At 73.4% G+C, this 10,658-nt stretch carries 11 protein-coding genes; 6 read left to right on the top strand and 5 right to left on the bottom strand.

What is annotated here, in order from left to right; all coding sequences use genetic code 11:
• The 3 genes from VKZ81_RS31210 to VKZ81_RS31200 form a co-directional block, all read right to left on the bottom strand.
• Nucleotides 1–856: ATP-grasp domain-containing protein (locus VKZ81_RS31210; RefSeq protein ID WP_414709522.1), on the bottom strand; the 856-nt coding region annotated here is incomplete at its 3' end.
• Between the two features lie 34 nt (nt 857–890).
• Nucleotides 891–1,634 carry an esterase family protein gene (locus VKZ81_RS31205; RefSeq protein WP_324245332.1) on the bottom strand — a complete coding sequence of 248 codons (744 nt, stop codon included), beginning with the start codon at nt 1,632–1,634 and terminating at the stop codon, nt 891–893.
• Nucleotides 1,635–1,691: 57 nt separating this feature from the next.
• Complete coding sequence (locus VKZ81_RS31200) at nt 1,692–2,261, bottom strand: TMEM175 family protein (RefSeq protein ID WP_324245331.1); 570 nt, start codon at nt 2,259–2,261, stop codon at nt 1,692–1,694.
• 84 nt (nt 2,262–2,345) lie between these two features.
• On the opposite strand from VKZ81_RS31200, the gene VKZ81_RS31195 reads away from it, so the two are divergent.
• Nucleotides 2,346–3,578, top strand: a complete 1,233-nt coding sequence (locus VKZ81_RS31195) for an NAD(P)/FAD-dependent oxidoreductase (RefSeq protein ID WP_324245330.1) — start codon at nt 2,346–2,348, stop codon at nt 3,576–3,578.
• An 85-nt stretch (nt 3,579–3,663) separates the two neighbouring features.
• Complete coding sequence (locus tag VKZ81_RS31190) at nt 3,664–5,238, top strand: AMP-binding protein (protein ID WP_324245329.1); 1,575 nt, start codon at nt 3,664–3,666, stop codon at nt 5,236–5,238.
• A 174-nt stretch (nt 5,239–5,412) separates the two neighbouring features.
• On the opposite strand, the gene VKZ81_RS31185 is transcribed toward VKZ81_RS31190, so the two are convergent.
• Nucleotides 5,413–5,799: a hypothetical protein gene (locus VKZ81_RS31185; RefSeq protein WP_324245328.1), complete on the bottom strand. Its 387-nt coding sequence runs from the start codon at nt 5,797–5,799 to the stop codon at nt 5,413–5,415.
• A gap of 110 nt (nt 5,800–5,909) precedes the next feature.
• Here VKZ81_RS31185 and VKZ81_RS31180 point away from each other — a divergent pair, with 110 nt between their 5' ends.
• From VKZ81_RS31180 to VKZ81_RS31165, 4 genes are all read left to right on the top strand, one after another.
• A complete protein-coding gene (locus VKZ81_RS31180) occupies nt 5,910–6,134 on the top strand; it encodes a DUF397 domain-containing protein (protein WP_324245327.1) in 225 nt (74 codons plus the stop codon).
• A gap of 110 nt (nt 6,135–6,244) precedes the next feature.
• On the top strand, nt 6,245–7,174 hold the full coding sequence (locus VKZ81_RS31175; RefSeq protein WP_324245326.1) for a Sco1979 family transcriptional regulator: 930 nt from the start codon (nt 6,245–6,247) through the stop codon (nt 7,172–7,174).
• Nucleotides 7,175–7,199: 25 nt separating this feature from the next.
• Nucleotides 7,200–8,144: a pseudouridine synthase gene (locus VKZ81_RS31170; protein WP_324245335.1), complete on the top strand. Its 945-nt coding sequence runs from the start codon at nt 7,200–7,202 to the stop codon at nt 8,142–8,144.
• Nucleotides 8,145–8,298: 154 nt separating this feature from the next.
• Complete coding sequence (locus VKZ81_RS31165; protein WP_324245325.1) at nt 8,299–10,365, top strand: hypothetical protein; 2,067 nt, start codon at nt 8,299–8,301, stop codon at nt 10,363–10,365.
• On the opposite strand, the gene VKZ81_RS31160 is transcribed toward VKZ81_RS31165, so the two are convergent.
• Nucleotides 10,362–10,652, bottom strand: a complete 291-nt coding sequence (locus VKZ81_RS31160; protein ID WP_324245324.1) for a hypothetical protein — start codon at nt 10,650–10,652, stop codon at nt 10,362–10,364. The two genes, VKZ81_RS31165 and VKZ81_RS31160, sit on opposite strands and share 4 nt — an antisense overlap.
• Nucleotides 10,653–10,658: the final 6 nt, after the last annotated feature.

The raw sequence follows: 10,658 nt of genomic DNA, 5'->3' as shown, positions 1-10,658 counted from the left end.
AGTGCAGCGAGGTCAGCGCGACGTCGGGGCAGGCGTTGGCGTAGTCGATCGGGTGCACCTCGGTGCCTGCGACCAGGTTCTCGCAGGAGTTGAACTCCCAGCGGAAGAACGCGTTGATCAGCCGGGAGATCGTCACGACCTCCTCGCCCACCTCGGGGGTGAGGAACTCGTGGTCGACCGCGTACCGGTCGTGCATGGGCAGGTCGGGGCGGAACCGCATCACCATCGTCTCCGCACCGATCGACAGCGACCGGGCGAACACGTCGTAGCCCTCCACGGCCTTCTGCAGGTGCATGAGCCGCCGGCCGGACGCGTCGTAGGCGGCGCGCAGGTCGTCGGGGCCGTTGATGCGGGTCACCCCGACCCACGCGCCACCGTCGTAGGGCTTCATGAACAGCGGGTAGCCCATCTCCTCGGCGATGGCCTCGAGGTCGAACGGCTGGTTGTAGCGGGAAGCGGTGTAGGCGAACTTGGCGTGGTCGGGCGGGTCCTTGAACGGCACGAGCACCGTGTCCGGCACCTTCAGCCCGAGCCGCATCATCGCGCAGTACGCGGCGTGCTTCTCCATCGACTGGAACGTGAACGGGCTGTTGAGCAGGTACACGTCGTCCATCAACGCGATCTTCTTCAGCCACTCGCGCGGGACGTAGTACCAGTAGGCGAGCCGGTCGATGACGAGCCCGTACCGGGGCTTGGCGCGCAGGTCGAACGGCTCGATGGTGATCCGCTCGACGTCGAACGCGTGCTCCTCGCCCGCCCGCGCGCGCACCGCCCCCATCCGCCGCACGATCGCCTCGAAGGCGGTGGGCCAGTCCTCCTCGGTGCCGAGCAGCAGCCCGATCAGGTGTCGGTTCAACGGCCCTCCTCCTTCTCACCGGCTCGGTGTCGGGCTAGGTCAAGCGGTGCAGGTGGTGGGCGAGCTGGCGGCGCCACCACGGCCAGTCGTGGGACACGTCGTGCCCCCACACGTCGAGCTCGTGCGCGATGCCCTTCTCGGCGAGCAGGCCGGCCAGCCGCCGCGTGCTCGCCTCGGCGCCGGTGGTGTCCTCCCACATCCCCTGCCCGACGACGAGCACGAGGCACACCTGCCGGCGCAGCCACTCCAGGTGGTCGCCGTGCAGGTTGCTCACGTAGGCCACCGGGTTCTGGAAGTAGAACGCCTCGCCCTGCTCGCCCCACCCGTACAGGGCGCTCATGTCGTAGTTGCCCGACAGGCACAGCGCGGTGGGGAACAGGTCGCCGCGGCGGAGCGTGAAGTTCGCGGCGTGGAACGCGCCCATGCTCGGGCCGGTGGTGAGGATCGGCAGCGGCCCGCCGCAGTCCTCGTGGATCCACGGCACCACCTGGTCGACGATCCAGGACTCGTACCGGCCGTGCCGGCGGGCGCGCTCCTCGAGGGGGACCGTCCGGTCCGACCACGACTGCGAGTCGTAGCTGTCGACGCAGTAGAGCTTGACCCGGCCGTCGTGGATCAGGTCGGCGACGGCGTCGACCATGCCGTGCGCCTCGAAGTCGCCCGCCCGGCCCGCCTCGGCCGGGAACACCAGCACGGGCCGCCCCCAGTGGCCGTAGGCGACGACGGTGCCCGAGGCGCCGATCGCGGGCGACCACAGGTCGATGCTGCGCCGCCTCATCGCTCAGGCCGCCTCACCCTTCGGGATGGTAGACCGCCTACGGGGTCCGCGCGGGCCTCACGAGGACGCGGGCGGCGGCCACAGCCGCCCGACCAGCGGCCCGAGGAACAGCAGCAGCAACGACCAGTACGCCACCCCGGGAACGAGCCCGGCCACCAGCAGCGCGAGCGCGAGCAGCACGGTCATGCTCGCACCGTCCCCGGCGAGCCGGCCGCGGACGGTGACGCCGAGCGCGGTGAGGCAGGCGCTGCTGGCCAGGATCGTGCCGATGTAGAGCACGACCGTGAACCGGTCGTCGCCGTACCCGCCGACCATCTCCGTGGGGAACGGCAGGGCGACGATCGTCAGGACCCACAGCATGTTCAGCACGACGACACCGCCGCCCACGGTCGAGACCCCCTGGAACAGGCGGTGGTGCGCGGTCCACAGCTGGGCGATCACCACGAAGCTCAGCAGGAAGCTGAAGATCTGCCGCACGTTGCCCGTGACCACCTCGACCGAGCTGTGCCGCTCGTCCACCGCCTCCCCCACCGCGTCCACCAGCGGCAGCACCAGCAGCGTGATCGCGATGGCGACCACCGCGTCGGTGAAGAACACCAGTCGCTCGGCGTCGCGCGTCCCGCCCATCGGCCCACTCAACCGCGCACCGGTGGCGACCGGTAGCCGCGCGTGCTCGAATGTGCGCTACGACGACAGGCGGCAGGTGGGGCCATGACCGCAGGGGACGACCGGACGTTCGTGATCGTCGGCGCGAGCCTCGCGGGCGCGAAGGCGGCGGAGACCCTCCGCGAGGAGGGGTTCACCGGCCGGGTCGTGCTCGTCGGCGAGGAGCCGTGGCTGCCCTACGAGCGGCCCCCGCTGTCGAAGGGCTACCTGATCGGCAGCGAGGAGCGGTCCGCGGCGTTCGTGCACGACGAGGCCTGGTACGACGGCCAGCGCATCGAGCTGCGCACCGGGGTGCGGGCGGAGGCGATCGACCCCGCGGCGCACACCGTCACCCTCGCCGACGGCGAGCGGCTCGGCTACGACAAGCTGCTGCTCACCACCGGCTCGGTGGTGCGCACGCTGCCGGTCCCGGGCACCGACCTCGCGGGCGTGCACCACCTGCGCCGCATCGAGGACTCCGACGCGCTGCGGGACGCGCTCGTCGAGGGCGCCCGGGTGGTGGTCGTCGGCGGCGGCTGGATCGGCCTGGAGGTGGCGGCCGCGGCCCGCACGCGCGGCGCGGCCGTGACGCTCGTCGAGATCGACCGGCTGCCGCTGCGGCGGGTGCTCGGCGACGAGGCCGCGCAGGTCTTCGCGGACCTGCACACGAGCCACGGGGTCGAGCTGCGGCTCGGCACGGGCGTGCGCGAGATCGTCGGGCGGGACGGCCGCGTCGCGTCGGTGACGCTCGAGGACGGCTCGTCCGTGCCCGCCGACGCCGTGGTCGTGGGCGTGGGCATCTCCCCCGCCACAGAGCTCGCCGAGGTCGCCGGGCTGGCCGTCGACAGCGGCGTGCTGGTCGACGCCGCGCTGCGCACGTCCGACCCGGACGTCCACGCCGCGGGCGACGTCGCGAACGTCGACCACCCCCTCCTGGGGCGGCGGCTTCGGGTCGAGCACTGGGACAACGCGCTGCACGGCGGGCCCGCCGCGGCCCGGTCCATGCTCGGCCAGGAGGTCCGCTACGACCGCGTGCCGTACTTCTTCACCGACCAGTACGACCTCGGCATGGAGTACACCGGCCACGCCGAGCCGGGCCGCTACGACCGGGTCGTGTTCCGCGGCGACGTGGCGGCGCGTGAGTTCATCGCGTTCTGGCTCGCGGACGGGCGCGTGCTGGCCGGGATGAACGTCAACGTCTGGGACGTGGCCGAGGAGATCGAGCGGATCGTCCGCGCCGGCGCGCCGGTCGACCCCGCCCGGCTGGAGGACCCGGCCGTCCCGCTCTCCGAGCTGTAGATCAGCGCCGTAGTCGATCAGCGCATCCATAGCGAAGTATTGACTATCGTCAGCAAGGCGCGATACTTCCGGCGGGAGGTTCGCCATGGCCAGCGCCCACACGGACCCGTTCTGCCGCGATCATCTGCCGCCCCGGGAGCAGTGGCCCGAGCTCGTGTTCGAGCTGCCGGAGCTCGACTACCCGCAGCAGCTCAACGCCGCCCGCGAGCTGCTCTCGGGCCCGCCCGACGACCACCGGTGCATGAGCGGGTCGGGGCTCGCGTGGACCTACGGCGAGCTGCGCCACCACGCCGCGCAGATCGCCGCCGCGCTCACCGACGACCTCGGCCTCGTGCCGGGCAACCGCGTGCTGCTGCGCGGACCCAACGAGCCGTGGCAGGTGGCGTGCTGGCTCGGCGTGCTGCTGGCGGGCGGGGTCGCGGTCGCCACCATGCCGATGCTGCGCCGCACCGAGCTCGACACCATCTGCGAGCTCGCGAGGCCGTCCGTCGCACTGGTCCACCACGGCTTCCTCGACGCCGTGCCGCCCGGCCTGCGCACCGTCTCCTACGGCGGAGACGGCGAGCTCGCCCGCCTGCTCGACTCCCACGACGGCGGCTTCACCCCCGTCGACACCGCCGCCGACGACGTGGCGCTCATGGCGTTCACCTCCGGTACCACCGGCCGCCCCAAGGCCACGATGCACTTCCACCGCGACGTGCTCGCGATCGCCGACACGTTCTCCCGCCACGTCGTGCAGATCCAGCCGTCGGACGTGGTGACCGGCACGCCTCCGATCGCGTTCACGTTCGGGCTCGGCGGACTGGTGGTGTTCCCGCTCCGGGCGGGCGCGAGCACGGTGCTGCTGGACCGGGTGACGCCGCCCCAGCTCGCCGACGCCGTGGCCGAGCACGGCGCCACCGTGGTCTTCACCGCCCCGACGGCGTACCGCGCGATCCTGGCCGCGGGCAAGGCCGACCGCCTCGCCGGCGCCCGCCGCCTGGTCTCGGCGGGCGAGACGCTACCCGCGAGCATCTGGCACGCGATGCACGAGGCCACCGGCCTGCGGATCATCGACGGGATCGGCTCCACCGAGATGCTGCACGTGTTCATCTCGGCGGCCGACGACGACATCCGCCCCGGCAGCACCGGCCGCCCGGTGGCCGGCTACCAGGCCACCATCCTCGACGACGAGGGCAGGCCGGTGCCCGACGGCACGCCGGGCAACCTCGCGGTGAAGGGCCCCACCGGCTGCCGCTACCTCGACGGCGACCGGCAGACCACCTACGTGCGCTACGGCTGGAACTTCACCGGCGACACCTACGTGCGCGACGCCGACGGCTACTTCACCTACCTCGCCCGCAGCGACGACATGATCATTTCCTCGGGCTACAACATCTCCGGCCCCGAGGTGGAGCAGGCGCTCATCGGGCACCCGGACGTCGTGGACTGCGCGGTGGTGGGCACGCCGGACGAGGAGCGCGGCGCGCTGGTCACCGCGTACGTGGTGCTGCGTGAGGGCGCGGTGCGCGACGCAGCGGCGCTGCAGGACCACGTGAAGCAGACGATCGCACCCTACAAGTACCCGCGGCTGGTCGAGTTCGTCACCGAGCTCCCGCGCACGAGCACGGGCAAGCTGCAGCGGTACGTGCTGAGGGAGCGCGCAGCCCGGCGCGCCTGAGCCATCCGCATGAGCCGCGCCGGCGGGGTCGGGCACGACCGCGGACCGGCTGCACTGACGATCCGCGGCCGCGGGTCGGAGGCCCGCCCGGAAGCGCCCGGCACCCGGCACACGAGGTGGCTGCCGGGGCGGGGTCCGGGCGCAGGCGGGCGGGACCGCGCCGTCGCCGTGGGGCTACGAGGCGGCGGCGCGGCCTCGCCGGGCGTCGTACGTGCGGCGGGCCATGTCGGCGATCCCGTGGATCACGCACGGCCACGGCGTGGTGGGCAGGCCGGTGCCGCCCTTGGTGCAGGTGCGACAGCGCCCAGCCCGGTCCGGTACGTGCTGGGCGAGCAACCGCTGCCACACCTCGACCATCGGGGCCAGCTCGTCGGCGACGCGCTGCTGCTCGGGCATCACGTCCTCGACCTCGGGGCGTCGACCGGGTGGCCCGGACAGCGGCGCCGCGAGGTCGGCGGGCCGGTGTGGCGCGCCCGCACCCCGGAGGGTGGCCCGCGCCCGTTCGAACGCGACGCCGCCCATGCGCGCCGAACCGTGGCTGGCCCCCCAGGAGTAACTCATGCGCTCCCCCGTTCCGCTGCGGGCGCCCACCCTTTCGGGTGGCGCGTGTCGCATCCGATCGTGGCCTCCCTAACTTGCATCCGCAAGTGCCAGTGCATGAGCATCTGCACGTGCAACTCGCTCTGAAAGACAACTACGAGACCGTGCAGTGGCGCAAGAGCACGGCGAGCAACCCCAGCGGGAACTGCGTCGAGCTGGCCGTACTCGCAGGTGGGGACGTCGCGTTGCGGAACTCGCGGTTCCCGTCCGGTCCTGTGCTCATCGGCACCAGGGACGCCGTAGCCGCCTTCGTCCGAGCCGCGAGGAGCGGGGAGCTCGACGACCTGGCCTGCTGAACGCGCAGATGCGCACGCTTGCCGTACGTGCCGATGCACGGCAGAGTGAGAGTGCTCACTACAGTGCGCATGCACCCGAACGCGCCCAATGACACTCCCGGGGGAACCTGATGATCGTCGTGCCAGACGACGTGGAGTCCGGCTCACTCGACCAGTCGGTCCTCGACCGCTCCGGCGGCCGGGCACCGAAGGGGACCCCCACCGGCCCCACCGTGCTCCGCATCGGCCTCGGTGGGGCCCTGCGGCGCAAGCGCGAGGCGGCGGGCGTCAGCCGTGAGCGCGCGGGCGAGGCGATCCGCGCGTCGCCCGCGAAGATCAGCCGGCTGGAGCTCGGCCGCGTCGGCTTCAAGGAACGCGACGTGGCCGACCTGCTCACCTGCTACGGCGTGCGCGACCCCGCCGAGCGGGAGCAGTTCCTCGAGCTCGCGAGGCAGGCCAACACGCCCGGCTGGTGGCACCGCTACTCCGACCTGCTGCCGAGCTGGTTCGAGACCTACCTCGGGCTCGAGCAGGCCGCCTCGGTGATCCGCAACTACGAGCTGCAGTTCATCCCGGGCCTGCTGCAGACCCGCGACTACGCGCGCGCGGTCACGATGCTCGGCCACAGCGACCCGGTCGAGGTCGAGCGCAGGGTCGAGCTGCGGATGCAGCGGCAGGCCCTGCTCACCGGCCCGAACCCGCCCACGCTGTGGGCCGTGGTCGACGAGGCGGCGCTGCGCAGGCAGCTGGTGGGCCCCGAGCAGAGCCGCGCGCAGCTCACCCACCTGATCGAGATGAACGAGCTGCCCAACGTCTCGCTGCAGGTGGCGCCGTTCTCCTACGGCGGCCACGCCGCGGCGGGCGGGCCGTTCGCGATCCTGCGCTTCGCCGAGCCGGACCTGCCGGACATCGTCTACCTCGAGCAGCTCACCAGCGCGCTGTACCTGGACAAGCGCTCCGACGTCGAGCACTACGCAGCCGTGATGGACCGGCTGTGCGCACAGGTCGAGCCGCCCGAGAACACCGAGGCGATCCTCACCCGCATCCGCGCCGAGATCTGATGCCCCGACCCGAGCGGAGGCAGCGCTGAGGCGCAAGACACCCTCACCGCTCCCCCAGCGGCACGGGCTCGATCCGGTGCGGCTGCGCACGCCCGCGGTGTCGCCCGACGGGCCGCGCTGGGCGACGATGCGCGACCACCTGGTCGACCGGCTGCCCACGGTCGACCCGGCGCGCATCGACGCCATGCTGCGCGAGGAGCGCATCGTCGGCCGCGACGGGCCGATCGCACCGGACGCGCCGTACGTCCCGGAGGAGTTCCTGTGGTTCCACCGGGACCTGCCCGACGAGGCGCCGGTGCCGTTCGAGATCGGGATCGTGCACCGCGACGACGACCTGCTCGTCGTCGACAAGCCGCACTTCCTGGCGACGATCCCGCGCGGCAGGCACATCCTCCAGACGGCCCTCGTCCGGCTGCGCCGCGACCTGGACCTGCCCGCGCTCTCGCCCGCCCACCGGCTGGACCGGCCCACCGCGGGCCTGCTCATGTTCGTCATCCGCAGGGAGCGGCGCGGCGCCTACCAGACGCTGTTCCGCGACCAGCGGGTGCGCAAGACCTACGAGGCGGTCGCGCCCTACGACCCGACCCTCGAGCTGCCGTGCACGGTGCGCAGCAGGATCGTCAAGAAGCGCGGGGTGATCCGCGCGTACGAGGAGCCCGGCCCGGTCAACGCCGTCACGCACGTGGAGCTGCTCGCCCGCTCCGGCGGGCTCGGCCGCTACCGGCTCGTGCCCGAGACCGGCCGCACCCACCAGCTGCGGGTGCACATGAACCGGCTCGGCATCCCCATCCTCGGCGACGACTTCTACCCGGAGCTCACCGAGAAACCGCTCGACGACTTCCGGCGCCCCCTGCAGCTGCTCGCGTCCACGTTGGAGTTCCGGGACCCGTTCAGCGGGGAGATGCGCCGGTTCACGACCCGTCTGGAGCTGCAGGCGTGGACCTGCTACGAGCGGTGGGCCTCCGGGTGACGAGCGGCGGGTAACCGGCCGAAAACACCCGGTCGCGAAACATCCGCACGCCCGCGAACGACTCCCTACGGGACACCCCGGGGCGCGAAGGTCACCGGGGTAGTCTTGTCGCCGGTTACCCGGCCGGCACCACCAACGAGAAACGGAGGTCGGGGTGCGGCTCGGAGACGAGAACGATCTCCCCGACAGGGGTGACGCCGAGACCCGGCGTCCCCTACCCCCGGACAACGAGCACCCCCTCGACGTCGCGGCACTGCGCGCCGACAACGAGCTCGTCGAGCGGATCGCCGCGGGGTTGGAGGCGCCGCGCGACGTGCCCGCCTCGGCCCGAGGCACCGAGGACGAGCTCGTCGCCATGCTCGCGGCCTGGGTGGCCGAGGTCCGCCCCGAGGCCGTCGGGGCCGGCACGGCCTCCGCCGGCGCTGCCGGCGCCGCGAGCGCCACCGCCGTGTCCGACGACGGTGACTTCGCGGACACGGACGGCGCGGACACCGACGGCGCGGACACCGATGCGCCCGGCGACACCGCCGGCGTCGTCACCCCGATGCGGCGGGGCCGCCACCGCGCTGCCACCTCCCCGTACGCGTACCGGCTCGGCGTCGCGGCCGCCCTCATCGCCCTCGCCAGCTCCGGGATCGCGGTCGGCGCGTCCGAAGCCGAGCCGGGGAGCGTCCTCTGGCCGGTCGCCGAGGTCTTCTACACGGAGCGGGCGCGGTCGGTCGAGGCCGCGATCACCATCAACGAGAACCTCCAGAAGGCGCGGGCCGCGCTGCGCGAGGGCCGCCCCGACGAGGCCGCCCGCCTGATCGAGGCCGCCGCGGCCGACCTGCCCGTCGTCCGGCCCGCGGAGGGCCGCGACGACCTCGCCCGCGAGCAGCAGCAGCTCTCCGCCGAGCTCGGCCCGAACTACCCCGTCGACGTCGAGCCGTATGAGCCCGACCGGTCGGGCGGCGACCGCCCGGCCGACGAGAGCATCCTCGCCTCGCCCCCGTTCCCGGGCGGTGAGGGCGCCCCGGGCGAGCCCGGCGAGCAGGGACCACCCGCGGCCGTCGCCCCCGATGCCGGCCCGCAGACCGCCGGGCCCCAGACCGCCGGGCCCGACAGCGGCGCTCCCCAGCCGGCCGGCCCCGAGGCGGGCGGTCCCCAGACCGGCGCACCCCAGCCGGGCGGTCCCGACAGCCCCGCCCCCGGCGACCAGGCCAGCCCGGCGCCCGGCACCGGCGGCGAGGACACCCAACCCGGCGGCCAGACCCGGCCCGACCCGGACCCGCGGGACGCGGACTCGCCGCCCGCCGACGCGTCGGACGACACCGACGACGAGCCGGGCGCCGGCGAGTCCGAGGGCGAGGTGAACACCCGGAGCGACGACGAGCCCGACAGCACGCCGGGGGGCGGCGACGAGCCCGACAGCACGCCCGGCGGGGCAGACGAGCCGGACACCGCCGAGGAACCGGGCACGCCCGGCGAGTCCGCCCCGGCGGCGGAGGCCGAGGAACCCCCGGCCGAGGAACCCCCCGCTGCCCAGGAGGCACCGGCGGAGCAGCAGCCACCGGCCCAGGAACCACCGGCTCAGGAACCGCCGGCCGCCGAGGAGCCCCCCGCCCAGGGACCGGCGGACGAGGAACCGCAGGCGGCCGCGCCCGCCCCGAGCGGCCAGACCGAAGGCGGCAGCCGCAGCGGCGGCACGGGCGGCGAGAGCAGCTCCGGCGGCCCCGCCGACACCGGCTCGTCGTCGAGCGGCTCCGACCGCGACTCCGACGCGCGCCGTTCTGACAGCGACTCGGGCAGCGGATCTGACAGCGACTCGGGCAGCGACTCGGGTAACCGCGGCGGCAGCTCCGACGACGACCGCGACTCCGGCAGCGACTCCGGCAGCGACTCCGACCGCGACTCCGACCGCAGCTCCAGCCGCGACTCGGACAGCGACTCCGACGACCGGGACTCCGACGACGGCAACAAGGATCGCGACAAGGACAGCGACAAGGACAAGGACAGCGACGACGACAAAGGCAAGGACAAGGACGACGACGACAAGGACAGCGACAAGGACAGCGACAAGGACAAAGGCAAGGACAAGGACGGCGACGACAAGGACGACGACGGCGACTCCGACAAGGGCCGCTCCGACGGCGGATCCGCGCTCTCCCGCGTCGGCGACGCCGTCGAGTCCGTCGCGAAGGCGCTGACCTCGGCCATCACCGCCCTCGGCCTGCGCGGCTAGGAGGCCTCGCGCCGGGAGATCGCGACGAGCACCGCGCTCTCAGCGCCCTCGTTGTGCAACGCCCGCACGCCGATCCCGGTGAGCCACAGGACGTTCCCGGCCTCGAACGTCCGCCTGCCCCCGGCGAGGCACTCCACCAGCACCGCCCCGCACTCCACGACGACCAGCGCGTCCCGCCACTCCCGCTCGTCGTAGTCCCGGCTCCCACCCGGGCGGATCGTCACGGTTCGGGTCCGGAACGACGGGCCGAGCGGCCTGCCGAGGAACGTCACCGGCTCGTCGTCCACGGCTGC

Source organism: Pseudonocardia sp., from assembly GCF_035305885.1.
Classification (GTDB): domain Bacteria; phylum Actinomycetota; class Actinomycetes; order Mycobacteriales; family Pseudonocardiaceae; genus Pseudonocardia.
The sequence above is the reverse complement of the archived record's forward strand: the minus strand, read 5'-3'. Positions and strand labels throughout refer to the sequence as shown.

Coding starts and splice junctions, on each gene's coding strand:
- VKZ81_RS31205 (WP_324245332.1), bottom strand. CDS start 1,634: ATGAGGCGGCGCAGCATCGACCTGTGGTCGCCCGCGATCGGCGCCTCG.
- VKZ81_RS31200 (WP_324245331.1), bottom strand. CDS start 2,261: ATGGGCGGGACGCGCGACGCCGAGCGACTGGTGTTCTTCACCGACGCG.
- VKZ81_RS31195 (WP_324245330.1), top strand. CDS start 2,346: ATGACCGCAGGGGACGACCGGACGTTCGTGATCGTCGGCGCGAGCCTC.
- VKZ81_RS31190 (WP_324245329.1), top strand. CDS start 3,664: ATGGCCAGCGCCCACACGGACCCGTTCTGCCGCGATCATCTGCCGCCC.
- VKZ81_RS31185 (WP_324245328.1), bottom strand. CDS start 5,799: ATGAGTTACTCCTGGGGGGCCAGCCACGGTTCGGCGCGCATGGGCGGC.
- VKZ81_RS31175 (WP_324245326.1), top strand. CDS start 6,245: ATGATCGTCGTGCCAGACGACGTGGAGTCCGGCTCACTCGACCAGTCG.